The organism is Streptomyces sp. Pv4-95 (assembly GCF_045782725.1).
Taxonomy (GTDB): Bacteria; Actinomycetota; Actinomycetes; order Streptomycetales; family Streptomycetaceae; genus Streptomyces.
In genome coordinates, this window is sequence record NZ_CP127172.1 from 2043228 (window position 1) to 2068412 (window position 25185).

Consider the following 25185-nt stretch of genomic DNA (forward strand, 5'->3'; position numbering starts at 1 on the left):
TCCACTCCATAGATATGTGATGGACACTATGTCTATGCCGCTGCGTATCTCCGACCTTCTGGCCCGGCCCGACCTCGATCTGTCGGTCGGCTACGACGTGCCGCCGGACCTGCTGGCCCGCACCGTCGAAGCGGCCACCGTCTCGGACCTGCCCACCCCGGGGAAGTGGCTGCAGGGCGGCGAGCTCCTCATGACGATCGGCCTGCTCCTGCCCATGGAGCCGCACGCCTGCCGCGCCTACGTACGGGATGTGGCGGAGGGCGGGGCGGCCTGCCTCGCGCTCGGGCTCGGACAGGGACTGCCCTACCAGTCGGCGCCGGAACCCCTGGTCACGGCGGCCGAGGAGGCCGGGCTGCCGCTGCTGACCGTGCCGGACGAGGTGCCCTTCATCGCCGTCACCAAGGCCGTGTTCGACGCGCGCGCCACCGAGCAGCGCGAGATGCTGCACCGGGCCTTCGCGACCCAGCGGCGGCTGACCGCGGCGGCCACCGGCGACGGGCTGCGGCCGATGCTGGCCGAATGGACGGCGGCCACGGGCGTGGGCGCGGCGGTCCTCGACCCCCTGGGCCGGCTGCTGGCCGTGGGCGAGCGGGGAGCGTCGGCGCCACCACCGGAAGCACGCGAGCTGGTCGAGCGGGTCGCGGCGCGCGGTCTGCGGGGCAGCGCCTCCAGCACGGCCGGCGGACATCAGCTGGAGGTGCAGCCGCTGGGCGCCCGGCGGCTGCGCGGGCTGCTGCTGCTCACCGGCCGCCCCGACGGCGCGGCCCGTTCCGTCGTCCCGGGCCTCGTCTCGCTGCTCTCCCTGGAACTGGAGCGGCGCCATCTGCGCGACGAGCCGGAGCGCCGCCGCAGGTCGGCGTTGCTCTCCCAGCTGCTGGCCGACGAGGACCTGCCGGCCGACCGGGCGCGGGACCTGCTGGTCTCGGCGGGTCTGACCGCTGAACGGGTGCGCGGGGTCGTGGTGGCGGCGGGCGACGACCGGCGGAAGGCCGCGGACCGAGTGCGGGGGCGCGCGCCGGGGGCCCCGAGCACGCCGGCCGGACCTTCGGGAGCCGGCTCGTCCGGTGCCGACTCCGCCGGAGCCGAGGGCGCGGCGCAGGAGATGGCCGCCGACCTGGCACTGGCGATGCCCGGCGGCCTGGTCAGGGTGGTGGACGGCACCATCGAGGCGGTCGTCGGCGAGGACCTCGACATCCGTGAGGTGCTCGGCCGTTTCGCCCCGCACCACCCCGCCGGGATCGGCCCCGCGGTGCCGCCCGAGGCGGTCCGCGTGTCGCTGCGTCAGGCGGCGGGGCTGCTCGCCGTCAGCCGGGCGGGCGGCGAGCCCGCCGAGGCCCGCCCGAGCGGAACCAGCCGGCTGCTGCTGGACCTCGGGGACAGCCGTACCCTGCACGGCTATGCCGACGCCGTGCTCGGACCGCTCGATCTGGCCGACAACGGCGAGGAGTTGACGGCCACCCTGGCGGCGTGGCTGGAGACCGGCGGCGCCTGGGACGCCACCAGCCGCCGGCTCGGCGTCCACCGGCACACCGTGCGCAACCGCCTCGACAAGGCCATGGACCTCACCGGCCGGCGCATGGACGATCCCGACGACCGCTTCGACCTCTGGCTCGCCACCCGCATCCGCCGCGGCGACACCCCTGCCCCGGGCACCGACGGCCCGCGCTGAACCGGGCGCCGCCGCACGGGCGATGCGGGCCGGCGTTCGCCTGCCGCCCTTCACTCCGCCCCGGCCAACGACTTTACTTCGACGGTGACCTACGAAATCCGTCCTGTGCCCCCCGGCCCCGCTCCCGGTCCCGCCGCGCCCGCTCCCGTCGCCGACGGGCCGGGCCGCCCGGGGCGCGGCAAGCTGGTGGCGGTCAGCGATCTGCACGTCCGCTACGCCGAGAACCGCGACATCGTCGAGCGGCTCACTCCGGAGTCCGACGACGACTGGCTGCTGATCGCGGGGGACATCGGCGAGTTCGTCGCCGACATCCGCTGGGCCCTGACGGTGCTCAGCGGCCGGTTCGCCCGTGTGGTGTGGGTGCCGGGCAACCACGAGCTGTGGACGCCGTCCCAGGACCCGGTGCAGCTGCGCGGCGTGGAGCGCTACGAGCATCTCGTCGCGATCTGCCGGGAGTTGGGCGTCCTGACCCCGGAGGACCCGTATCCGGTGTGGGAGGGCGCCGACGGCCCGGTCGTCATCGCCCCGCTCTTCCTGCTCTACGACTACACGTTCAGGCCGCCGGGGGTCACCACCAAGGCGGCGGCCCTGGCCGTGGCCGAGGAGGCGGGCGTGATGTGCACCGACGAGCTGTTCCTGCACCCCGACCCCTACCCCACCCGGGAGTCCTGGTGCCGGGCGCGGGTGGCGGCCACCGAGGCCCGGCTCGCCGCCGTCCCGGAGGACCTGCCCACGGTCCTGGTCAATCACTTTCCCCTGGTGCGCGAGCCCCTGCGGCCCCTGTGGCACCCGGAGTTCGCGCTGTGGTGCGGCACCGAGGCGACCGCCGACTGGCCGCGCCGCTTCCGTGCGGCCACGGTCGTCTACGGCCACCTCCACATCCCCCGGCTGCTGGTCTGCGACGGCGTCCCCCACCAGGAGGTGTCGCTCGGCTACCCACGCGAATGGCGGCCGCGCGCCGGCACCCCGGGCCGCCCGGTCCAGATCATGCCCTCCGTCACCGCGGCGTCCACGGCGGCCACCTCATGATCGACAAGCTGCTGCCCGTCCCGATCGCGACCGCCGAGGCGTTCCACGACGCCCCGCTGACCGCCATGTACCCCGAGGAACGCGAAGCGGTGGCCGCCGCCGTCCCCCAGCGGCAGAAGGAGTTCGGCACCGTACGCGGCTGCGCCCGCGCGGCGCTGGCCGAGTTGGGCGTGGCCCCCGGGCCGCTGCTCCCCGGACCCGACCGGGCCCCCAGCTGGCCGGACGGCATCGTCGGAGCGATCACGCACTGCACCGGCTACCGCGCCGCGGCCGTGGCCCGCTCGTCGGACATGCGCGCCATCGGCCTGGACGCCGAACCCAACGAGCCCATCAACGACCCCGGAGTGATCGGTCTCGTCACCCTCCCCGGGGAACGCGCCCAACTCCCCCGGCTGGCCCGGCTGGAACCCGAGATCTGCTGGGACCGCCTGATCTTCAGCGCCAAGGAAAGCGTCTACAAGGCGTGGTATCCGCTCACCCACCGCTGGCTCGGCTTCGAGGAGGCCCACCTCACCCTCGACCCGACGGACGCGACCTTCACGGCCCGCCTGCTCGTCCCCGGGCCGGTCGTCGACGGCAGGGAGATCACCGAATTCAGCGGCCGGTGGCTGGTCGAGGCGGGGCTGGTGGTGACGGCGGTCGTGGTGCCCGGGGTGAGGAATGGCGGGTGACGGGACGGGCGGGCGGGGCGCCGGGCGGACAGTCCGCCGAGGCGCCTCCACCCGCCCGTCGCCGCCCTAGTCCGCCGTCAGCCGCAGCGAGATGCTGTTGATGCAGTACCGCTGGTCGGTGGGGGTCGGGTAGCCCTCGCCCTCGAAGACATGGCCGAGGTGGGAGCCGCAGCGGGCGCAGCGGACCTCGGTGCGGGCCATGCCGTGGGAGCGGTCCTCGATGAGTTCCACGGCGTCGGTGTCCTTGGGGTCGTAGAAGGACGGCCAGCCGCAGTGGCTCTCGAACTTGGTGTCGGAGCGGAAGAGTTCGGCGCCGCAGGCACGGCAGGAGTAGACGCCCGCGGTCTTGGTGTCGGTGTACTCACCGACGAAGGCGGGCTCGGTGCCGGCCTTGCGGAGCACCTGGTACTCCGCGGGGCTCAGCTCGGCGCGCCACTGCTCATCGGGCTTGTCGATCTCGTACGACATCTGGAGTGCCTCCTCAGCTCAGCTGCCCAGGCGGGACAGGATGGCGGGGCCGAGGTCGGTCACATCGCCCGCGCCCATGGTGAGAACAAGGTCACCGGGCTTCGCCATTCCGGCGATGACATCCGGGACGGCGGCCTGGTCGCTCTCGGCGGTGACATCGGCGCCCGCGGTGCGCGCGGCGTCGATGATCAGGGCGCTGGTGACGCCCGGGATCGGGTCCTCACGGGCGGGGTAGATGTCCAGGACCACCGAGGCGTCGGCGAGGGCGAGCGCCTGGCCCATTTCCGTACCGAGTTCCTGGGTGCGGGAGAAGAGATGCGGCTGGAAGACGACCAGGACCCGGGAGTCCTCCGCGGCGCCCCGGATCGCCTCCAGGTCGGCCGTCATCTCGGTGGGGTGGTGCGCGTAGGAGTCGATGACCTGCACGCCGGCCGCCTCGCCCCGGAGCTGGAGGCGGCGCTTGACGCCGGTGTAGGTGCCGAGCGCGGAGGCGAGGTTGTGCGGCGGCAGGCCCATGGCGATGCCGGCGGCGAGGGCTGCGACGGCGTTGCCGGCGTAGTGGCGGCCGGGGACGGAGACGGTGAAGGTCAGGATCCGGCCGCTGCTGAGGGCGACGGTGACGTCGCTGGTCAGGCCGCGCGGGTTGACCTTCAGGATGCGGACGTCGGCGTCGGCGGACTCGCCGTAGGTGACGACCTCGATGTCGAACCGGCCGGAGATCTTGGCGGTCAGCTCACGGGCACCGGCGTGGTCGGCGGAGATGACCAGGGTGCCGCCGGGGCGGACACGGCCGATGAAGGTCTCGAAGGACTCGTAGATCTCGTCCATCGAGGCGTAGTTGGCGTGGTGGTCCAGCTCGACGTTGAGGACGATGGCGACCTCGGGGGCGTACTTGTGGAAGCTGCGGTCGCTCTCGTCGGCCTCGGCGACGAAGATCTCGCCCTCGCCGTGCTCGGCGTTGGAGCCGGGGGCGTCCAGGTCGCCGCCGATGGCGTACGACGGCTTCAGACCGAGCGAGCCGAGGGAGACGGCGAGCATGGAGGTGGTGGTCGTCTTGCCGTGGGTGCCCGCGACGGCGATCGGGCGCAGGCCGTCCATCAGGGACGCGAGGGCGTCGGAGCGGTGCACGACCGGGATGCCGCGCTCGTGGGCGGCGGCCAGCTCGGGGTTGTCGGGGCGGATCGCGGAGGAGACGACGACGCTGGTGGCGTCCTCGGCGAGGTGGTCGGCCGCGTGCCCGATGTGGACCGTCACGCCGAGGGCGCGCAGGGCGTCGGCCGTCGCGGAGTCCTTGGCGTCGCTGCCCGCCACCCGCGCGCCGCGCTGCGCGAGGATCTTCGCGATGCCCGACATGCCGGCTCCGCCGATACCGATGAAGTGCGGCCGGTCCATCGTGGCTGGGATGGCGGGTGCCATGGGCGGGTCTCCCTGATCGTCGCGAGCGGTGGTGCTGCCGATGATTCTCGCACCCGGCACCGACAAGGTGTGTCCCGCCGCGTGGGCGGGGCCCGCTCAGCGCCGGATCAGGCCCCGGGCCGTGGCGGCGGCGACCGCGGAGGTGCGGGAGTCGACGCCCAGCTTGGCGTAGATGTGGACGAGGTGGGATTTGACGGTGGCCTGGCTGAGGAAGAGCTGCCTGCTGATCCGCGCGTTGGACAGGCCGTCGGCCACCAGCTGGAGGACTTCGGTCTCGCGCCGGGAGAGGGCGGTGGCGGGGGCCCGCATCCGGTCCATCAGGCGCAGCGCGACGGTGGGTGCGAGTGCGGACTGCCCGGCGGCGGCGGTGCGCACCGCGGCGGCCAGTTCCTCGGGCGGGGCGTCCTTGAGGAGGTAGCCGGTGGCGCCCGCCTCGATGGCGGCGAGGATGTCGACGTCGGTGTCGTACGTGGTCAGGATCAGGACGCGGGGTGCGTTCTCGCGGGCGGTGATGGCGGCGGTGGCCCCGGAGCCGCGCATTTCGCCGTCGAACCGGAGATCCATCAGGACGACGTCGGGGGCCAGCCGCCCGGCGAGTTCGACGGCCTCCTCAGCAGTGGGGACATCCGCGACGATCCGGAAGCCGGGTTCGGTCTCCAGGACGGCGCGCAGCCCCGCGCGGACGACCGGGTGATCATCGGCGAGGAGCAGCCGGATGGGCGCCGGGGGTGTCACGGGGCGGTGTCCCCGGCGCTCACGGGCACCACGGGCACCGTCGGGTCGTCTGCGGCGCCCGGCTCCGCGGCCGGGCAGGGCAGGGTCACGGCGACGGCGGTGCCTTCACCGGGCGCCGACTCGACGGCGAGGGTGCCGTGGAGGGCGTGGGCCCTGGCGCGCATGGCGGCCAGGCCGAATCCGCTGTCGGTGACCTCCGCGGAGCCCGGTGCGGGGACCTCGTCGGGGCGGAATCCGGCGCCGTCGTCGACGACGTCGAGGGCGACCTCGGTGTCCATGTAGCTCAGGGTCAGCTCGGCGCGGCCGGCGGCCGCGTGCCGGACGGTGTTGGCGAGGGCGGACTGGGCGATGCGCAGCAGGGCGACCTCGTGCGCGGTGGGCAGCTCGGCAGGTGTCCCCGAGACCTGGCAGCGCACGGCGAGGCCGGTGGTGCGGGCGGTGCTGTCGCACAGCCGCTCCAGAGCGGCGGGCAGTGAGCCGGCCTCCAGATCGGGTGGCGTCAGGCCGCGGACGAACCGCCGGGCCTCGGCAAGATTGCCGGCCGCGGCCACCCGGGCCTGCCGGACATGGCCGAGGGCCGCCCCGGGCCGCTCCGGCAGCGCGCGCTCGGCGGCACGCAGCAGCAGCTGGATGCTGGACAGTCCCTGCGCGACGGTGTCGTGGATCTCGCGGGCCAGGCGTTCCCGTTCGGCGAGGACTCCCGCGGCGTGCTCGGCGTCGGCCAGTTCGCTGCGGGCCGCGGTGAGCTCCTCGATGAGCCGGCGGCGCTGTTCGCTCTCGCGGTAGAGGGCTTGGTAGCCGAGGACGACGGCGACCGCGACGGCCGCGCCGAGTGCGGGGCCCACGGCAGTGCCGACACCGAGGGTGCGGGTGTGCCAACCGAAGCCGGCGACGGCGGCCACGGTGGTGAGCCCGACCGAGGGCAGGGCCCAGCGCAGCGGCAGCAGGTGCAGCTCGACGAAGAACAGCGGGAAGGCCAGCCAGACACCGTCCTGGGTGAGCGCGAGCAGCACCGTCCAGCCCAGGGCGAGAGCCGCGAGCCAGAGGGCAGCCACGGGCGGCGAGGTGCGGACACGCGGCAGGGCGGGGCCGACGGCGTAGAGGGCCAGCAGCGCGAGGGCCGTGGCGACGACGGCCGGGGCGTCCGGTGTGCGGTCGGTGACCGCCCGTACGGCGGCGAGGGCGAGCAGCGCGGCCACCATCAGATGGAGGCAGCTGCGCAGTACCCGCAGGACAGGGGTGAGGTGGTGATCGGTCACGGCCTCCCCAGGCTAAGTGCGCGGACCGCCTGCGGCATCAATCAAAAGGTGGAGGGGCGGCCGGGCCTTTCGATCCTCCGGGACCGCTCGCGGGCGCGATGCCCGGGGCCCTCCTGGCGGGCGACGGTGGGCACAGCGTCCGGACAGCGGGTCCGGCGCCCGAGCCGAGGTGGGAAAAGTCTGTGTTCGTCGCTTGGAGGGACCTCGGATTCGCCAAGGGGCGGTTCGCCCTGATGGGGACCGTCATCGTGCTGATCACGGTGCTTGTGGGTCTGCTGTCGGGGCTCACGGCGGGCCTGGGCAGGGAGAACACCTCCGCGATCACCGCATTGCCCGCGGATCACCTGGTGTTCCCCGAGCCGGCCGAGGGCGGCGCCGTCGCGTTCGCCGACGCGGCGCTGCCGGAGCGGACCGTGCGCGAGTGGGCGCGGGTGCCCGGCGTACGGCGTGCGGAGCCGCTGGGAATCACGACGACGAAGGCGGAGGCGGGCGGCACAACGGCCGCGGTGTCGGCGTTCGGTGTGCGCCCCGGGTCCGCGCTGGCACCGGCGGAGGGTGCGGTCGGGGACGGCGAGGCGGTGCTCTCCGAGCAGGCCGCCGAGGCCCTCGGGGTACGGGCCGGCGGTGCGCTCACCCTGGGCGGCAGGTCGGTGCGGATCACGGCCGTGTCGGGCCGGGCGATGTACAGCCACACACCGGTGATCTGGACGTCGCTCGGTGACGGGCGGAAGGCCGCCGGCGGCCCGGGTGCCCCTGGCGGCGCCACGGTGCTCGCCCTGTCCACCACCGGTGCCGCCGATCTGGCCGCGGCCGACCGCGCACTCGGCACGACGACGGTCACCACCGAGGACTCCCTTGAGGCGATCGGCTCCTACAGCGCCGAGAACGGCTCGCTGCAACTGATGCGCGGCTTTCTGTTCGCCATCTCCGCGCTGGTCATCGGCGCGTTCTTCACCGTGTGGACGATCCAGCGCAGCGGCGACGTCGCCGTGCTGAAGGCGCTCGGCGCCTCCACCGGTTTTCTGCTGCGCGACGCGCTCGGCCAGGCGGTCGTGCTGCTGGTGGCCGGTACCGGCCTGGGCACGGCCGTCGCGGCCGGGGTGGGCGCCGCGGTGGGCGGCACGGTGCCGTTCGTGCTGGACGCGTCCACCGTGCTCGTACCCGCCCTGATCATGATCGCGCTCGGTGCCGCGGGCGCCGCGCTGTCCATCCGCCGCATCACGTCCGTGGACCCTCTGACCGCCCTGGGAAGTGCCCGATGAGCCTCGAACTGACCGATGTCACCCTCACCTACCCCGACGGCGGCACCCGGCTGACCGCGCTGGACGAGGTCTCGCTGGCCGTACCGGCCGGCCGGGTGACCGCCGTGATCGGCCCGTCCGGCTCCGGCAAGTCCAGCCTGCTGGCGGTGGCCGCGACGCTGATCGCCCCGGACCGCGGCCGGGTGGTGATCGACGGCACCGACACCACGGGGATGAGCCGCGCGGCGCTGACGTCACTGCGGCGCACGACGATCGGCACGGTCTTCCAGCAGCCGAACCTGCTGCCGTCGCTGACCGCCGCCGAGCAGCTGCAGGTCATGGCGCACCTGGACGGCCGCTCCCCGCGCAGCGCCCGGCCGCGCGCGCTCGAACTGCTGGCGGCAGTCGGCCTCGCCGATCAGGCCGGCCGCCGGCCGCACCAGCTCTCGGGCGGTCAGCGGCAGCGGATCAACATCGCGCGGGCGCTGATGAACGATCCGGCGGTGCTGCTGGTGGACGAGCCGACCAGCGCGCTGGACCACGAGCGGGGCGCGGCGGTCCTGGAGCTGCTGACGACGCTCACGCGGGAGCGGGCGACCGCGACGGTGCTGGTCACCCACGACCGTGCCCACCTGGACGCGGTGGACGAGGTGGCCGGGATGCTGGACGGGCGGCTGCGCCCGCACGGCGGCGCGGTCAGCTCCCCGCGGAGTCCTGGGCCGGATCGTCGGCGGCGTGCGAGAACAGCTTGAGGACCGGCACACCGACCTTGTGACGGGCGCGCGAGGCCCAGTCGCGGTGGAAGAACTCCTCGACGAAGTGCGGGGTGGTCAGCACGATCACCTCGTCCGCGTCGGTCTGGTCGACCATGGACCGCAGCAGGTCGAGGGGGTGGTCCTCGACCACCTGCCCGACGGCCTGCGCCCCGGTGGCGCGCAGTGCGGCCAGGGTGTGGGAGAGGGCACGCTCGGCGGGGAGCTCCGCCCGGACCCCTCCGGGTTCCTCGCCCTCCCGGACGGCGTCGTCGAACTCGCCGAGTGCGACGTCGTCGATCGCCCGCAGCAGCACGTCCTGCTTGCCGCGCGGCTGCATGAGGACGACGAAGGAGATCTGGTCGCCGCCATGCAGGGTGGTGACGAACTCCACGTCGGCGGGCGTCAGAGGCTTCTCGATCATCAATACGCTCGTGAACACGACGGGCGCCCTTCTTCTCTTCTTCCGGGCGCCGAGTGGCACGGCGCCCGGACAGAACTCGTCCTGCCCCGTCGCCACACGGGGCCTGTTGGCCTTAAGTCTGCCCAACGGAAGCTAAGCGGAACGGGTAATTCCACTGATTGTCATGACCGACGGTAGCGGGTGAACAGGAACCCGGCCTCTTCCAGTACGGACACCAGGGCGAACCGCTCCGGGACGGCGACGGCGGGCCCGTTCATGATCCGCGCCGCGGCGCCCACCGTGACCACCGGAGCCAGCGAAAGGCACAGCTCGTCCAGCGCGCCGGCCGCCGCGAACTGCCCCAGGAGCTTCGGCCCGCCCTCGGTGAGCAGCCGGGCGTGTCCCCGTTCGGCCAGCACCGCCGCCACCCGCGACGGGTCGACGCCGATGCCCTCCCCGGCGAAGAGCACCTCGGTGCCCGCGTCCCGGGCCGCTCGCACCCGGTCCGACGGTGCGCCCGCGCCGGTCAACACGAGGGTCGGCACCAGCGGCTCGGTGAACAGCGGCAGCGAGAAGTCCAGCTCCAGCCCCGCGCTCACCACCGCGATGGCGGGCGCCGGGCCCTGCCCCGCGGCTTCCCGGCGCGCCGCGAACGCCGCGCGGGCGCGGGCCGGCCGGTACCCCTCCTGCCGAACCGTTTCTGCGCCCACCACGACCGCATCCGCCAAGCCCCGCAACACGCCGAAGATCCGCATGTCGGCGGCGCCGGAGAGGGGCTGCGAACGCCCGTCGTGGTGGGCCGCGCCGTCCACGGAGGAGACCATGTTGGCGCGCAGCCAGCCGGTGCGGCCGGCCCGCACCGGCTCGTCCGCCGCCGGGTAGGCATAGGCGTCGGCCAGCTCCTCCAGCGTCCATTCGCGGTCCACGACGTCCGGCGGCACCGGGACCGGAGCGGAGTTCCCACCGTCGTGAGCCGACGGGGGCGGGGATGCGGGCGGGGAGCTGAGCGGGAACAGGCGTCGCATGGCGGCAGTGTGACATGCCTCGCTCATCGGACCGGCGAGTACGGCGGAGCGACTAGGCTGGACGGCTGTGTCACCTTCCGAGCCCTCGTCCCCGCAGTCCGCTCCCATAGCCGAACCGCCGGCGGAAGGGAGCGAGGCGGCCCCGGTCGCCCTCACCGCACGCGCGCCGCATGTCCCGGCCGAGCACCTGGTCGCCGAGATGGTGCCGCCTCCGCGCTTCCAGGGCGCGCGCTTCGACACCTACATCCCGGACCCGAACCAGTCCAGCCAGGCCGAGGCCGTCCGGGTCCTCGGCGCCTTCGCCGAGAGCATCGACGGCGGGGCCGGCGCGGCTGGCACCGGCAAACGGCGCTGGTTCGCCAAGAAGCCGGCCGCCCCCAAGGGTCCGCGCGGTGTCTATCTGGACGGCGGCTACGGCGTCGGCAAGACCCACCTGCTCGCCTCCTTGTGGCACGCCACCCCCGCACCGCCCGAGCTCAAGGCGTTCGGCACGTTCGTCGAGCTGACGAACCTCGTCGGTGCGCTCGGCTTCCAGCAGACCGTGCGCACGCTCAGCGAGCACCGCCTGCTGTGCATCGACGAGTTCGAACTGGACGACCCCGGGGACACCGTCCTGGTCTCCAGCCTCCTGCGCAAGCTGGTCGACGCGGGGGTCGCGCTGGCCGCCACGTCCAACACCCTGCCGGGCAAGCTCGGCGAGGGCCGCTTCGCCGCCGCCGACTTCCTGCGCGAGATCCAGGGACTGAGCGCCCACTTCCGGCCGCTGCGCATCGACGGCGAGGACTACCGCCACCGCGGCCTGCCCGAGGCGCCCGCCCCGTACGACGACGAGACCGTCACCCGCGCCGCCTACCGCACCGCCGGCGCCTCGCTCGACGACTTCCCCTCCCTGCTGGAGCACCTGTCCAAGGTGCACCCCAGCCGGTACGGCGCGATGTGCGACGGCATCCGGGCCGTCTGCCTCACCGACGTTCAGGCGGTGCCCGACCAGTCCACCGCCCTGCGGCTGGTGGTCCTCGCGGACCGGCTCTACGACCGCGAGGTGCCGGTACTGACGTCCGGCAAGCCCTTCGACGAGCTGTTCAGCGACGAGATGCTGCGCGGCGGCTACCGCAAGAAGTACTTCCGCGCCATCTCCCGGCTGACGGCACTGGCGCGCGACGCGGGGCCGCTGGTGGTGGACCGGGGCTAGGGCTGCCGCCCGCACCGTCCCCCGCTGTGACGAAGCGCCGTCCCCGTGCATCCGGGGGACGGCGCTTCGCGCATGGTTCCCGGCGGCGTGGTCGCGTGATACACACGTGCGGGTCACGTCACCTGTCCGCCAACAGGGAGTTGCCCATGTCCGCGACACGACGTCAGATCCTGGCAAGAACCGGTGCGCTGGGGGCGGGAATCGCCTTCACCGGAAGCCTCACGGAGATCTTCGCGGGTACCGCCACCGCCCAGAGCATGGGCGGGAGCGGCTACGGACCGCTGGTGCCCGACCCGGACGGCCTGCTCGACCTCCCCAAGGGCTTCCGCTACAAGGTCCTCTCCCGGGAGGGCGATCCGCTGCTCTCCGGCGAGGGCAAGGTGCCCAGCAACTGCGACGGCATGGCGGCCTTCCCCGGCCCCGGCGGCCGGTCGGGCCGCACCTGTCTCGTCCGCAACCACGAGAACCGCACGAAATCCCGCTCCGCCGTCCCCACCGTCCCCGACCTGACGTACGACCCGGGCGGCGAGGGCGGGTGTACGGCCCTGGAACTCGACCGGGACAACAACCTCCGGAGCGAGCGGGTCGCCATCGCCGGCACCTCCACCAACTGCGCGGGCGGCCCCACGCCTTGGCACACCTGGCTGACCTGCGAGGAGACCGAGTTCCGGGCCGGTGAGGAGAACTACACCAAGGACCACGGCTTCATCTTCGAGGTCGACCCGTACGACCCGCGCCGCACCGGCGCCGTCCCGCTGACCGCGATGGGCCGCTTCCAGCACGAGGCGATCGCCGTGGACCCCGGCACCGGCACCGTCTACGAGACCGAGGACGCCTTCGAGAAGCCGTTCGGTCTCTTCTACCGCTTCCTCCCGGAGAAGCCGAGGGGCGGACGGGGCTCGCTGCGCGCCGGTGGCCGGCTGCAGGCCCTGCGCGTCCCCGGAGTTCCCGACCTGTCCGGTGTCCAGGAGATCGGCGCCACCTTCGATCATGTCTCCTGGGTGGACGTCCCCGACCCGCTGGCCCGGGAGACCCCGATCCGCTTCCAGGACTTCGGGCCCCAGGGCATCACCCACGCGCAGAAGCTGGAGGGCTGCTACTGGGGCGGGTCCTGCGTGTACTTCGTCTCCAGCTTCGCGCACAGCGACGAGGGTTCGGTGGGCGACCACTACGGCCAGGTGTGGAAGTACGACCCGAAGCGGCGCCGGCTCACGCTGGTGGTCGCCTTCGGACCGGACAGCGACCTCCAGCTGCCCGGCGAGTCGCCCGACAACATCACGCTGGCGCCCAGCGGCGGCCTGATGGTCTGTGAGGACGGGGAGGGCGCGCAGCACGTCTTCGGCCTCACCCGGCGCGGCGAGGTCTATGCGATGGCACGCGGCCGGCAGAACATCGGCACCCCGGAGAAGCCGGAGTGGGGCGAGTTCGCGGGAGTGACCTTCTCCCCGGACCACCGGACGATGTACGTCAACTGCTATACGCCGGGCACGACCTTCGCCGTGACGGGTCCCTGGCACCACTGAAGGACACGCGCCGATGGGGTACCCGGGCGCTCGGGGGCCCGGGTACCCCAAGGGCCGCGCGACGCCGCGTCCCGGACGTCAGCCGGAGCAGGCGGAACGCTCGGCTTCCTGCCATTCGCAGACCGGGCACAGCACGATGCCGGGGCGGGTGACCGGGTATTCGGTCGGCTCGCCGCACTGCACGCAGTCGGCGAAGGGCGGACCGGCAGCGGCGTCCGTACCGGTACCTGTGGCGTCGGTGCCCTCGGGGGCGCTGTCGCGGTCGCGCGGGTGCGCTTCGGTGGCTGCCATACCTCCGAGCGTACGCCCGTCGGTCACGGCGGCGGGGCGGCCAGTGGCCGGGAGCGGGCCGGCCCCGGGACCCGGCTGACGTCAGGTCCGGCGGGAGCTGAGCGCGCAGGCGACGGCCGTCGCCGCGGCCGCGATCAGGACGGTGGCGGCCAGCGGCAGCCACGGGGTGTGGATCGTCCCGTCTGCGGAGCCGGTGACCAGGCCCGATACGGCGGCATTGGCGGGCGAGGCGCTCAGCACGAGCAGCAGCAGCGCGCCGAGCAGCCCGGCGGGTACGGCGGAAGCGGGGCTGCGCAGGACCGGCCAGTTGCACAGCGCACCGATCGCGGTGCCCAGCAGCACGCAGGCGAGTTGGGCGAGCAGCCCGGCCCCTGCCGCGGGCAGGACCGGCACGGCGACGCGGTGATCGGCGGAGTGCGGGTCGGAGAGCAGTGCGACGAAGACGACGCCGACCAGCCCGAGGAGCTGTGCGGCACCCGCCGCGGTCAGGACGCAGGCGAGGTGCACGCGGCCGGGTCCGGCGGCGGCCGCGGTGCAGTTGCGGGCGGCCGGCGGCTCGTTGCCGACGCAGATCCGGGTCAGCCACACCGCGAGGGGAAGCAGCGCGGCGGCGGCGTAGCCGTACGCGTCGAGCACGGGGCCGCCGGTCTGCACGCCGACGGCCAGGAACGCGGCGTACAGGATCGCGGGCGGGAGCCAGCGGTGCGAGCCGAGGAGCAGGGCCGCCTGGTAGCGGAGCAACGCGGTCACGGGAGGGGAAGCTCCTCTTCGGGGCCGGGACCGGGGCTGGGGTCCGGGGCGGGGGCGGAGTGGGGGTCGGGGAAGTGCTCGGCAGATCCCGTCCCTCCCTCGGGCGGGGCCGCGGTCACCGCGCGGATGTGCCAGGGCGGACGGGCGGTGAGCAGGGCACGCAGCAGGGCGTCCGAGTGGACGGCCGGGACGCTCAGCCGGGTCGAACCCTCGGGGCCCGGGGCCAGGTCCGGATGTCCCGGCAGGCCGTGCGCACCGGGGTGCGTGGCGCTGCCCTGCGGGCCCAGCGCGTCGATGATCACGCGGGGGCCACGGTCCTCCGCTCCGCCGTCTCCGGGCACCGCGTCCGACTCCTCGGCCAGCAGCCGCCCGTCGGCGACGCGGTAGCGGACATCGGCCGCGCCGGCCAGGCGCCGCGGGTCGTGGTCGACGAAGACGACGGTGCCGCCGGCCGCCACCCGCTCCGCGACCGCGCGGTCGAGCTCACCGCGCGCCGCGGCGTCCAGACCGGTCCACGCCTCGTCCAGGACGAGGAGTTCGGGCTCGGCGACCAGCGCCTGGGCGACGGCGACCTTCTGGCTCGTCCCTTTCGACAGGTCGGCCAGCGGCGTGCGCGCGTGCCCGGCCGCCCCGAAGCGGGTGAGCCACTCCGTGGCGCGACGGTCCGCTTCGGGGCCGCGCAGACCGTGCACGCGGCCGAGGTGGGTGAGGTAGCCGACCGCGGTGAAGGGCAGGGCGGCCGGGAACCGCTCAGGGACGTACGCAGTGCGCGGGCGTCCGGTGATCCGCCCGGTGGAGGGCCGGTCGATCCCGGCCAGCAGCCGCAGCAGCGTGGACTTCCCGCTGCCGTTGGTGCCCTCGACGCGCAGCAGCGCGCGGGCGGGTACGTCCAGGTGCACGTCCCGCAGGACCCAGTCCCCCCGTACCCCGTAGCGCCGCCCGACTCCGTTCAGCCTCATGGGCCTTCCCTCTCTCCCCCGCGATCCGCCGACAGTAGCCGGATCAGTTGCCCGCGGACTTCTCGGGGCGCAGCTCGCTGGGCCGTACGATCACGAAACCCTCGCCGTCCAGGCGGAGTTGGACGGCCTCGCCTGAGCCGCCGCGCAGCATCGAGCCCATGCTCTGCGACCGGTGGAGCGAGGTCTGCAGGGAGCTGCTCCAGCCGACCACCGCGTCGGTGTCGACGAACACGGGGGCCTGTGAGGAGACGGGGATGACGATGGGGTTGCCCTCGCACATCACGCCGAGCTTGCCCTGGCCGCTGAAAACGGAGTTGAACAGTCCGCCGCCGACCATGCCGGCGCCCTTGACCACCTTGATCTCGTAGGCGAGCGACGGGTCGAAGCACAGCACGTTGCGGCCGTTGACGGTGATGCCGTCGCCGGGAGCGAGGTCGATGATGAAGCAGTTGGCGGCCTCGTGCGCGAACCACACCTCGCCCTTGCCGCGGACGGCCATCAGCGCCAGGCCCTCGCCGGTGACGGCCCGCTTGAGGAACTTGCCGACGCCCTGTCCCTGCTTCTCGAACTGCAGGTCGCCGCGGTAGGCGATCATCGCGCCCTGGCGCGCGTAACACTCCCCTTCCAGCGCGTACTTGAGCGACTTCGCGTTCTGCTGCGTGAGGCCGGGTGCGGTGGCCTGCGTGGCCATGTTCTCGGAGGCGAAGAGGTCACTGTTCATGGCCAGGATGCTAGGCCGAACGGGTACGGAGGGTGGTGGAATCCGCGGGCCGAGCGCAGAGGGGGCTCGCCGCCGATCGCGCCGCCGTGCGCCTTGACGGTGGGCCGCCGGTGGGAGCCCGCCGCCCCGGCGGTGGCTGCGCCGCTGTCGTAGGCGGCTGGCAAACTGGGCGGGTGACCAGCGCAGAGACCACCCGAGCCACCGGTTCCCTCGGCAGCAGCGACGCCGCGGGCCAGGGCCGCCCCGCTCCCCACTCCGCCGCGCCCCAGGAGGTCCCGACTCCTCAGGACGCCCCGGCCGCCCGCGAGGAGACGAGCCCGGAAGCGGCGCCGCAGTTCGTGCTGCCGCTGGTCGCGCGGATCGAGCGGGCCGAACCGCCGGCCCGTACGGACGCGCTGGAGACGGCGGCGCGCGCCGTGCTCGTGCTGCTGTCGGACGAGCGGGCGGTCGGCGAGGGCGAGTGGGCCGCCGCGGTGCGGGACTGGCAGGACGCGCAGATCCGCAAGGTGGTGCGGCGGGCCCGCGGCGCCGAGTGGCGGCGGGCCCAGGAGCTGCCGGGCATCACCGTCCGCGGCGACCGCGCCGAAGTGCGGGTCTATCCTCCGGTGCCGCTGGACGGCTGGCCCAAGGACCTCGCACGCCTCCAGGTCTCGGGCACCGAACTGGACGACCCGGCGGCCCCGGAGGCACCCCCGGCGGACCGGCCGGTGCTGTGGTTCAACCCCGAGCTGGAGATGTCGGCGGGCAAGGAGATGGCGCAGGCCGGGCACGGCGCACAGCTGGCGTGGTGGGGCCTGACCGCGGAGGAGCGGGCCGCCTGGCGCGCCACCGGCTTTCCCCTGGCCGTCCGCTCCGCGGCACCGTCCGCCTGGGAAGCGCTGACCCGCAGCGGGCTGCCCGTCGTCCAGGACGCCGGGTTCACGGAAGTCGCCCCGGGCTCGTGCACGGTCGTCGCCGACCACCCCGCACTGCGCCGGACGCCGCCGGTCAGCCACTGAGCGCAGCGCGTGCGGCGCTGCGGCGCCCGGTGTCCGTGCTGACGGCAGTGGGCGGATCCGGCCACCCGACGAAGGCTGCCCCCGAGGGCGCGGCGGCGCGGCGGGAGTGCCCGCAGCTTCGCGCCGGAGCCGCACCGCATCCCCGGTAAAGCTCAAATCAACCTCTGAACCGCGGGGCTGCAGGGTTCGGCCTGCCGTGGCGGGGTGAAGAGTACCCACACCACGGAGGGGACGGGGGAGCTATGGAGCGTCTGGGAACGGGAATCGGCTGGCGGCCGGAAATCGCCGCGGAGATCGCGGAACTGCCCGGCGTCGACTGGGTGGAGGTCGTGGCCGAGAACATCTGCCCCGGCCATCTCCCGCCGGCCGTGCAGGAACTGCGCGCCCGCGGCACCACCGTCGTCCCGCACGGCGTCTCGCTCGGCCTCGGCGGCGCGGAACGTCCCGATGCGGGCCGGCTGGCCGCCCTCGCCGAACGCGCCGAGGCCCTGGGCGCACCGCTGGTCTCCGAACACATCGCCTTCGTCCGGGGCGGCGGACCGCTCACCGCCTCACCCCCGATGGAGGCCGGCCATCTGCTGCCGGTGCCGCGCACCCGGGACGCGCTGGACGTGCTCTGCGAGAACGTCCGGATCGCCCAGGACGCGCTGCCCGTACCGCTGGCCCTGGAGAACATCGCCGCGCTCATCAACTGGCCGGGCGAGGAGATGACCGAGGGCGAGTTCCTGACCGCGCTCGTCGAGCGGACGGGCGTACGGCTGCTCATCGATGTCGCCAACCTCCACACCAACCACGTCAACCGGGGCGAGGACCCGGCCGCCGCACTGGACGCGCTGCCGGTCGAGGCCATCGCCTACGTCCATGTCGCGGGCGGCGTGGAGCGGGACGGTGTGTGGCACGACAGCCACGCCCACCCCGTGACCCGGCCCGTCCTGGACGTACTCGCCGAACTCTGCGCCCGCATCACTCCGCCCGGGGTGCTGCTGGAGCGCGACGAGGACTTCCCCGAGGGCGGCGAGCTCGCCGGTGAACTCGACGCGATACGCACTGTGCTGAAGGAGGCCCGCCATGTCCGGGCGGCGTGAGTCCATGACCGGCCACAGCGGGCCCGGACCCGACACCGGGTCGCCGGCCCCGCAGGCCGACCGCGACAAGGCCCCGGAGACCGGCACCGAGGCGGCGCGGCAGCGGCTCGCTCTCGCGCAGACCGCGCTGCTGTCGGCTCTGGTCGCCGGGACGCCGGCCCCGGAAGGCTTCGACCGCGCCCGGCTCCGGGTGCAGAGCAGGGCGTTGACCGCCAAGCGGGCGTCCGTCGTGACCAAGGTGGCTCCCGAGCTGCCCGAGATCCTCGGCGAGGGCTACCGGGCCGCCTTTACCGACTACGCACGGCACCGCCCCATGAGCGGCGGCTACCGGCAGGACGCCCTGGACTTCGCTTCGTTTCTGCTGGCCCAGGAGCTCCCCCGGGATGCTGCCGCGCGCCGGGAGCTGACGCAGTGGTGGCGCGACCGCGCGGGGCCACGGCCGCCGTCGGCCGGACCGCTGCCCCGTCTTGCGCGCGCCCTGCGGCGTGCACTGGGCCGGGGGTGAGCCATGTCTTTCGACATCTCTTTCGCGCAAGGGGTGTACGCGGGCGTCCTCGCCTCGTCGCTGCTGCTCGTCATCGGAGTGGTCAGCTCCGGCCGGCGGACGCCGTCCACCCGCCTGGTGTCCGCCCCGACTCACGACCCGTGGGAGATCGCCTTCCTTGCCGGCGGTCCGGCCCGTGTCGCGGACGCCGCGATCGCCGCTCTCTACGAGGACGGCCGGCTCGCCATCGGAGGCCCCGGTGTGGTGACCGTTCGTCAGGCCGTCGCCCGGGACCAGGTCGAGCAGGCGGTACTGGACACCCTCGCCCGGACACCGGGTGGGGCGCTCGCCATGCTGCGCGCCGGCACGATGCGCAGCGCGGCGGTACAGCAGATCGGCGACCGGCTGGAGGCGCGGGGGCTGATGCGCAATCCGCGGCGCTCCCGGATCTGGCGGCGGATGGCCGGCGCGCAGGTGGCGGCGTGCGTGGCGGTCTTCCTCCTCAGTGTGCCGCTGACGCTCTCGGGAGCGACCGGGGACGCTTTCGACGAGCCGCCCACCTTCTTCACCGTCGCCCCCGCGGTGTTCGTGGGCGTCATCGTCGGATCGGTCTGCAAGCGCACGGCCGGCCGCCGGATCACCAAGGCGGGGGCCTTCGCGCTGCACACGGCGCGGGTGGCCCATGGCCCCGCTGCCACGGGCGCGGCCCTGCGACCCGCCGGACTCGTGGTGGCGCTCGGCGGCACGGCCCTGCTCACGGACGAGCTCCTGCGGCAGCAGCTAGCGGAGGCACAGCGTGCCCAGGCGTACACCGGCTCCGGCACCACCTCCGGCGGTTCCTCCGGGTACGACTCGGGCTGGAGTTCTCCGGGCGACGGGGCGGCGTCGTGGTGCGGTTCCTCCGACGGGGGTTCCGGTTCGGGGTGCGGCAGTTCGTCGTCGGGCGGCTCGTCGTGCGGCAGTTCGTCGTCCGGCTCGTCGTGCGGCAGCGGGTCGAGCAGCTGCGGCGGGTCGTCCTCCGGCGGGTCGAGCTGCGGCGGGGGCTCCAGCTGCGGTAGCTGACGCGGGCCGGGAGACCCGGGAGAGCGCCTGCCCGGATGCCCGGGCCGCTCCGGGCCGCTCCGGGGCGGGGCGGGGCGGGGCGGGGCGGAAACTGCGCAGGTGAACGCCCAGGTCCGGGCGCAGGACCAAACGAAACCGGCCATGTTCCTCGCCACGCCGACCCGCTCCTTCGCCGCCCCGCCGCCAACTGCCTTCCAGATATCGAGAAACCGCGTGGCGGCGGGCGTCGTCCGTCCCGTAGAACCTTCCGCCATGTGGCTCCTCTTTCTCCTCGTCGCCTGGGCGGTGGCCGTCCTCTCCTGCGTATGTGTCTGCCGGACGGCGCTCGCCGCCGCCCGGGCTCCGGACGGCGGCGCCCGCCCGGCGCCCGGCCACGGCACGGACCGGGAGGTCACCGAGCGCCACGGCCCGCCGTCGCTCACCCTGTACGAGACGGCCTACCTCACCGGTGGCCCACACCGGCTGGCGGACGTCGCGCTGGTGTCGATGGCTCAGCAGGACCGGCTGCTGCTCGCCCACACCGGGTGGGCGACCGTCGTCGACCCGGTCGGCAGGGACGCCGTCGAGCGGGCCACACTCACCGCCATCGGCCCGGACGGGCAGCGCCCGATACCGGCGGTGCGCGGTGCCCTCGACGGATCCGACGCGGTGCGGGCGCTGGCCGGCCGCCTCGTCACCGCCGGTCTCGCGCAGCCCGAAGCGGCCCGCAGGGACGTCGGTCACTCGGTGCGCCAATTACGGTGGGCCACCGTCGTGGTGCTGCTGACCGCGGCGGCGGCTCTGTGGATGACCCCGTCCGGCAGGGCCGCCGGGCCGATGCTCGCCTGGTTCGCCCTCCCCCTGGTGCTCACCACGGGTACCTGGGCGATGGCCCGGGTGGACATCCACCCGTACACCCGCTGGGCCACCGCGGCGGGCGAGCATCTGGTGCGGCGGGTCGCGGCCGCCGGCGACCGGGCCGGGCGGTACGGCGGCCGCGCCGGACGCGCAGTCACCGAACGGGACGCCGGAACCGGTAGGGCCAGCGGTGACGAAACGGACCGCAGGGGTATCTGTGCTCTCGGACGACTCGGCGGGCGGAGCAGGCGCGCGCGGCGCCATAGGTGCCCGGGGCAGGGGACGACCGACACCCGTGCCACCCTCACGGCGCTCGCCGTCCACGGGCCCGACGCGCTCGCCGATCCCGCCCTGCGGGCCGCGCTCCACTCTTCCGGGGTATAGCTGCCGACACCGGTGCCCGGTGCTTTACATCGGCAACGACCGCCTCAACTATCCCTTTTGTATGCACACCGTGCGGCCCAGTGCACCAGCCTCTCGCCGTGCGCCGCGCACCACGCACCACACGAAGGGACGTTCGTGAGAGCACTCGCGTTGTACGGCACCATCGGGTCGCTGGTCCTGACCGCCCTCGCCACCGCCCCGGCGGATGGTGCAACCGGGCCCTCGACAGCGCCGCCGGCCCCTGTCCCCCACCCCATCACCTTCGGCCGGTGCGCACCGGTGGAGCATCTGCCCGCCACCGTCGAGTGCGGCAAGGTCACCGTCCCGCTCGACTACGCCCGCCCCAACGGCAAGAAGATCGACCTCACCGTCAGCCGGATCCGGGCCACCGCGCCCAAGGAGCGCCAGGGCGCCCTGGTCTTCAACCCCGGCGGTCCGGGCGCGAGCAGCATGGAATTCCCGCTCTACGGCGCGCTCCCCAAGTGGCGCAAGACGGCCCGCGCCTACGACTTCGTCGGCTACGCGCCCCGCGGTGTCGGCCGGTCGGCTCCGCTCTCCTGCCAGAACCCGCAGGAGTACACCAAGTCCCCCACCGAGAGCCAGAAGTACCCCACCGACGAGTTCAAGCGCCAGAAGCAGGCGCAGGCCAAGGCGTACGCCCAGGGCTGTGCCCGCAACGCCGGGGCGGACCTGCCGTTCTACAACTCGGTCAACAACGCCCGCGACCTGGACATGGTGCGGGCCGCGCTCGGCGAGAAGAAGCTGACGTACATGGGCGCGTCCTACGGCACGTACTTCGGTGCCGTCTACGCGACGCTCTTCCCGGGCCACGTGCGCCGGATGGTCTTCGACAGTGTGGTCAACCCCGACCCCCGGCAGATCTGGTACCGCAACAACCTCGACCAGAACATCGCCTTCGAGCGGCGCTGGGGCGACTGGCTGAGCTGGGTCGCCAAGCACCACACCCACTACCGCCTCGGCAAGGACGCCAAGGCGGTGCAGCGCTCGTACGACTCGGCCGTCAAGAAGGTCCGCCGCACCCCGCTCAACGGCAAGATCGGGCCCGCCCAGCTCCAGGCCGCCTACCTCAAGACCGGCTACAACGACGCCTACTGGCCGCTGCGCGCCGAGGCGCTCGCGGGCTTTCTGCACGGCAACGCCAAGCCGCTGATCGCCCAGGCCACGCCCCGGGCGGAGGGCGCCAAGGCCGAGGAGAACGGCAACGCCGTGTACACCGCCGTGGAGTGCAACGACGCGGCGTGGCCCCGCGACTGGCAGACCTGGGACCGCGACAACACCGAGGTCGCGCGGGTGGCACCGTTCGAGACCTGGGACAACGCCTGGATGAACCTGCCCTGTGCCTACTGGCCCGACCGCTCGGCGTCGGCCCAGGCCGGGATCCAGGCCGCGGCCGACAAGGCGGTCCGCCAGGCCGCCGAGGGCGGCAACCGCAGCGCCGACAACGGCCTGGCCGAGGCCACCGCGCACGCCGCCGCGACCGGTGTGGACGATGCGCTCAACCCCGGCCGCCACGGCCCGGTCGACGTCCGCACGGAGCCCGGCGCGCTGCCCCCGGTGCTGCTGCTCGCGGCGGAGCGGGACGCGGCGACGCCGTACCCGGGCGCGCTGGAGCTGCAGCGGCGGCTGGCCGGCGCCGCGCTGGTCACCGAGAACAAGGCGGGTACGCACGGCATCGCCCTCGGCGACAACAACTGCGTGAACGCGTACACCGAGGCGTATCTGCTGCGCGGCAAGGTCCCGGGGCACCGGGTGTACTGCGCCCCGCGCGCAGAGCCGGAGCCGGGAAAGCCGGCGGTGCGGAAGAAGTAGCGCCGACAGCTGCGGCACCGAGGAACAGCACTGCGGGCCGTCCCCTACGAGGGGCGGCCCGCAGTGCTGTGCTGTGCGATCAGGCCAGGCCGGCGACCAGTTCGGAGACCGGCTTGCGACGGCCGGTGTAGAACGGGATCTCCTCGCGGACGTGCCGACGCGCCTCGGAGGCACGCAGATGACGCATCAGGTCGACGATGCGGTAGAGCTCGTCGGCCTCGAACGCCAGGATCCACTCGTAGTCGCCCAGCGAGAACGACGGCACGGTGTTGGCGCGGACGTCCGGGAAGCCACGGGCCATCTTGCCGTGGTCGGCGAGCATCCGACGGCGGTCCTCGTCGGGGAGGAGGTACCAGTCGTAGGAGCGCACGAAGGGATAGACGCTCACGTAGTCGCGGGCGACCTCGTCGGCCAGGAAGGCCGGGATGTGCGACTTGTTGAACTCGGCGGGGCGGTGCAGCGCCATGTTCGACCAGACCGGCTCCAGCGCGCGGCCCAGGCGGGTGCGGCGGAAGAGGTTGTACGCCTCCTGCAGCGCGTCCGAGCTCTCGGAGTGCCACCAGATCATGAGGTCGGCGTCGGCGCGCAGGCCGGACACGTCATAGGTGCCGCGCACCACGACGTCCTTGGCGGAGAGCTGCGCGAACAGCTCCTCGACCTCGTCGGCGTAGCCGCTGCGGTCCTCGGGGAGCACCTCACGCAGTTTGAAGACCGACCAGAGGGTGTAGCGGATGACCTCGTTGAGGTCCTTCGCCTTCTTGCCGGCGTTCGGGGACTTCTCCGGCGCGGCCGCGGAGGTCCCGGCCTCGGAAGCGGGGGTGGAAGCGTCTGTCATGCCGTCCATTGTCCCTCGCTCCGGACGGCACCCGGCGTCAGGGTCCCGAGGATCTCGTCCGCGGCACGCCGCGCGGAGCCGACGCAGGCCGGGATGCCGACGCCGTCGAAGACCGCGCCGCACACCCGCAGCGCACCCGGCAGGCCGGCCACCGCCTCACGGATCGCCGCCACCCGCGCCAGGTGGCCGACGTCGTACTGCGGCAGGCCGCCGTCCCAGCGGGTCACGGTGCTCGCGACCGGCCGGGCGGCCAGACCGACCGCCGCGCCCAGGTCGGCGAGCGAGAGAGCGACCAGTTCGGCGTCGTCGCGCTCCAGGTCGGCGTCGTCGCCGTACCGGCCGATGGACGTGCGCAGAACGAAGAGGTCGGGGTCGGCGTCCCCGATCCAGCCCCACTTGTGGCCGGCGAACGTCGCGGCCTTGATCCGGTGGCCGTCGACGGGCGGTACGAGGAAGCCGCTGCCTTCGGGCACCGTGTGCAGGTCGGACCGGCGGAAGGCCATGGTGACCAGCGCCATCGAGGCGTAGTCGACGCCGGCCAGCTCGGTGGCGGCGGCCGGGCAGCCGGGGCGCAGCAGGCGCGCCGCGTCGCCGGCAGGCGCGGCCATGACCACCGCGTCCGCCCGGATCGACCGGTCGCCGGCGCGGACCGTCCAGCCCTCCCCTGCCGCCCAGCTCAGCTCCCGCACCGGGGTGGCGAGGAGGATCTCTCCCCCTGCGCCGCGCACGGCGTCGGCCACGGCACCGGGCAGCGTCCCGATGCCCCCTTCGATGCCCATGAAGACCGGTCCGCCGGGCGCCGCCGCCGTGGCCGCACGCGCCTGCACGGCCCGTACGCCCGCGATCAGTGACCGCTCGGCGCGGGCCGCGTCGAAGAGCTGCGGGACGGCGGCGCGCATCGAGATGCGGTAGGCGTCGCCCGCGTAGACGCCGCCGAGCAGCGGCTCGACGAGCCGGTCGACGACCTCGTGGCCGAGCCGGGCCGCGACGTAACTGCCGACCGCGACGTCCTCGCCCGCCTCGGTGCGCTCCAGCGTCTCGTCCCGGGCGATCCGCGCCAGCCCCTCCTCGGAGATCACCCCGGAGGCGGCGAGCAGGTCGAGGTCCCCGGGGACACCCATGACATGTCCCTTGGGCATCGGGCGCAGGGCGCCGCGGGTCCACAGGGACGCGGAGGCTGTGGTGGGCGGCTGCAGCCGGTCGCCGAGGCCGACTTCGCGGGCGAGCCGCACGGCTTCCGGGCGCCTGGCGAGCATGGACTCGGCCCCGAGATCGACCGGTACGCCCGCGATCTCGCCCGCGCGCAGCTTGCCTCCGAGCCGGGCGGAGGCTTCCAGGAGCGTCACCCGGGCGCCGCCCTCCAGGAGGCGGTGCGCCGCCGCCAGACCCGAGATGCCCCCGCCGATGACGACGACGTGCCCGACGCTGCCGGGCTCCCGGCCCGTAACCGTGTGCGCTGCGCTCATGTCCCCACTCTCTCAGAGGCCGCCGGGCCCACGGCTGGTCGGGCCCGGCGGCGGCCGGGAGTCCGCACGGAGTCCTGACCGTGACCTCATCGGGACCTGC

23 protein-coding genes and 1 pseudogene are annotated in these 25185 nt (G+C 73.9%); 12 read left to right on the plus strand and 12 right to left on the minus strand.

Translation table 11 applies throughout. The features are described from left to right. Positions 1-28 precede the first annotated feature (28 nt). From QOM21_RS09175 to QOM21_RS09185, 3 genes are all read left to right on the plus strand, one after another. Positions 29-1669, plus strand: coding sequence for a PucR family transcriptional regulator (locus tag QOM21_RS09175; protein WP_407555618.1), 1641 nt, complete (start codon positions 29-31; stop codon positions 1667-1669). An 84-nt stretch (positions 1670-1753) separates the two neighbouring features. Continuing rightward, positions 1754-2698, plus strand: coding sequence for a metallophosphoesterase family protein (locus tag QOM21_RS09180; RefSeq protein WP_407549258.1), 945 nt, complete (start codon positions 1754-1756; stop codon positions 2696-2698). Beyond that, positions 2695-3369 carry a 4'-phosphopantetheinyl transferase gene (locus QOM21_RS09185; protein WP_407549259.1) on the plus strand — a complete coding sequence of 225 codons (675 nt, stop codon included), beginning with the start codon at positions 2695-2697 and terminating at the stop codon, positions 3367-3369. Before QOM21_RS09180 ends, QOM21_RS09185 begins: the two co-directional genes overlap by 4 nt. A 66-nt stretch (positions 3370-3435) precedes the next feature. Here the strand turns inward: QOM21_RS09185 and msrB are convergent, their stop codons facing one another. The 4 genes from msrB to QOM21_RS09205 form a co-directional block, all read right to left on the minus strand. Continuing rightward, a complete protein-coding gene (gene msrB / locus QOM21_RS09190) occupies positions 3436-3837 on the minus strand; it encodes a peptide-methionine (R)-S-oxide reductase MsrB (protein WP_407549260.1) in 402 nt (133 codons plus the stop codon). 18 nt (positions 3838-3855) lie between these two features. Continuing rightward, positions 3856-5253 carry a UDP-N-acetylmuramate--L-alanine ligase gene (gene murC, locus QOM21_RS09195; protein WP_407549261.1) on the minus strand — a complete coding sequence of 466 codons (1398 nt, stop codon included), beginning with the start codon at positions 5251-5253 and terminating at the stop codon, positions 3856-3858. A 96-nt stretch (positions 5254-5349) separates the two neighbouring features. Next, positions 5350-5988, minus strand: coding sequence for a response regulator (locus QOM21_RS09200; protein WP_407549262.1), 639 nt, complete (start codon positions 5986-5988; stop codon positions 5350-5352). Beyond that, positions 5985-7247 carry a sensor histidine kinase gene (locus QOM21_RS09205; RefSeq protein WP_407549263.1) on the minus strand — a complete coding sequence of 421 codons (1263 nt, stop codon included), beginning with the start codon at positions 7245-7247 and terminating at the stop codon, positions 5985-5987. Before QOM21_RS09205 ends, QOM21_RS09200 begins: the two co-directional genes overlap by 4 nt. A gap of 182 nt (positions 7248-7429) precedes the next feature. On the opposite strand from QOM21_RS09205, the gene QOM21_RS09210 reads away from it, so the two are divergent. Both QOM21_RS09210 and QOM21_RS09215 read left to right on the plus strand, forming a co-directional pair. Continuing rightward, positions 7430-8509 (plus strand): FtsX-like permease family protein, encoded by a 1080-nt coding sequence (locus QOM21_RS09210; RefSeq protein ID WP_407549264.1) that lies wholly within the window; start codon positions 7430-7432, stop codon positions 8507-8509. After that, positions 8506-9240, plus strand: coding sequence for an ABC transporter ATP-binding protein (locus QOM21_RS09215; protein WP_407549265.1), 735 nt, complete (start codon positions 8506-8508; stop codon positions 9238-9240). The genes QOM21_RS09210 and QOM21_RS09215 overlap by 4 nt, the downstream gene beginning before the upstream one ends. Here the strand turns inward: QOM21_RS09215 and QOM21_RS09220 are convergent. Both QOM21_RS09220 and QOM21_RS09225 read right to left on the minus strand, forming a co-directional pair. Beyond that, complete coding sequence (locus QOM21_RS09220; RefSeq protein ID WP_407555619.1) at positions 9185-9664, minus strand: indole-3-glycerol phosphate synthase; 480 nt, start codon at positions 9662-9664, stop codon at positions 9185-9187. The two genes, QOM21_RS09215 and QOM21_RS09220, sit on opposite strands and share 56 nt — an antisense overlap. Before the next feature lie 161 nt (positions 9665-9825). Continuing rightward, positions 9826-10668 carry a pyrimidine reductase family protein gene (locus tag QOM21_RS09225; protein ID WP_407549266.1) on the minus strand — a complete coding sequence of 281 codons (843 nt, stop codon included), beginning with the start codon at positions 10666-10668 and terminating at the stop codon, positions 9826-9828. Between the two features lie 67 nt (positions 10669-10735). On the opposite strand from QOM21_RS09225, the gene zapE reads away from it, so the two are divergent. After that, on the plus strand, positions 10736-11860 hold the full coding sequence (gene zapE, locus QOM21_RS09230) for a cell division protein ZapE (RefSeq protein WP_407549267.1): 1125 nt from the start codon (positions 10736-10738) through the stop codon (positions 11858-11860). Positions 11861-12006: 146 nt separating this feature from the next. Further along, positions 12007-13383 (plus strand): alkaline phosphatase PhoX, encoded by a 1377-nt coding sequence (locus tag QOM21_RS09235; protein WP_407549268.1) that lies wholly within the window; start codon positions 12007-12009, stop codon positions 13381-13383. A 78-nt stretch (positions 13384-13461) separates the two neighbouring features. Here QOM21_RS09235 and QOM21_RS09240 read toward each other — a convergent pair whose 3' ends face one another. The 4 genes from QOM21_RS09240 to QOM21_RS09255 form a co-directional block, all read right to left on the minus strand. Further along, positions 13462-13674, minus strand: a complete 213-nt coding sequence (locus tag QOM21_RS09240; protein WP_407549269.1) for a hypothetical protein — start codon at positions 13672-13674, stop codon at positions 13462-13464. Between the two features lie 81 nt (positions 13675-13755). Then, positions 13756-14424: an ABC transporter gene (locus QOM21_RS09245; protein ID WP_407549270.1), complete on the minus strand. Its 669-nt coding sequence runs from the start codon at positions 14422-14424 to the stop codon at positions 13756-13758. Then, the gene (locus QOM21_RS09250; protein WP_407549271.1) at positions 14421-15383 is read right to left on the minus strand and encodes an ATP-binding cassette domain-containing protein; all 963 of its coding nucleotides are present in this window, start codon (positions 15381-15383) and stop codon (positions 14421-14423) included. Before QOM21_RS09250 ends, QOM21_RS09245 begins: the two co-directional genes overlap by 4 nt. Positions 15384-15426: 43 nt before the next feature. Beyond that, positions 15427-16104, minus strand: a complete 678-nt coding sequence (locus tag QOM21_RS09255; RefSeq protein ID WP_393893537.1) for an AIM24 family protein — start codon at positions 16102-16104, stop codon at positions 15427-15429. Between the two features lie 173 nt (positions 16105-16277). Between QOM21_RS09255 and QOM21_RS09260 the strand changes: the two genes are divergently transcribed. The 5 genes and pseudogenes from QOM21_RS09260 (at position 16278) to QOM21_RS09280 (ending at position 22784) form a co-directional block, all read left to right on the plus strand. Further along, on the plus strand, positions 16278-17102 hold the full coding sequence (locus tag QOM21_RS09260; RefSeq protein ID WP_407549272.1) for a peptidyl-tRNA hydrolase: 825 nt from the start codon (positions 16278-16280) through the stop codon (positions 17100-17102). 242 nt (positions 17103-17344) lie between these two features. Further along, a pseudogene (locus tag QOM21_RS09265) lies at positions 17345-18692 on the plus strand (DUF692 domain-containing protein). A gap of 3 nt (positions 18693-18695) precedes the next feature. After that, positions 18696-19733: a TIGR04222 domain-containing membrane protein gene (locus tag QOM21_RS09270; protein ID WP_407549273.1), complete on the plus strand. Its 1038-nt coding sequence runs from the start codon at positions 18696-18698 to the stop codon at positions 19731-19733. Positions 19734-19832: 99 nt separating this feature from the next. Beyond that, positions 19833-20954 (plus strand): TIGR04222 domain-containing membrane protein, encoded by a 1122-nt coding sequence (locus tag QOM21_RS09275; protein ID WP_407549274.1) that lies wholly within the window; start codon positions 19833-19835, stop codon positions 20952-20954. A gap of 135 nt (positions 20955-21089) precedes the next feature. Continuing rightward, on the plus strand, positions 21090-22784 hold the full coding sequence (locus tag QOM21_RS09280) for an alpha/beta hydrolase (protein WP_407549275.1): 1695 nt from the start codon (positions 21090-21092) through the stop codon (positions 22782-22784). 79 nt (positions 22785-22863) lie between these two features. Here the strand turns inward: QOM21_RS09280 and hemQ are convergent, their stop codons facing one another. Next, positions 22864-23628, minus strand: a complete 765-nt coding sequence (gene hemQ, locus QOM21_RS09285) for a hydrogen peroxide-dependent heme synthase (protein WP_407549276.1) — start codon at positions 23626-23628, stop codon at positions 22864-22866. Beyond that, on the minus strand, positions 23616-25085 hold the full coding sequence (hemG, locus tag QOM21_RS09290; protein ID WP_407549277.1) for a protoporphyrinogen oxidase: 1470 nt from the start codon (positions 25083-25085) through the stop codon (positions 23616-23618). Before hemG ends, hemQ begins: the two co-directional genes overlap by 13 nt. Positions 25086-25185 lie beyond the last annotated feature (100 nt).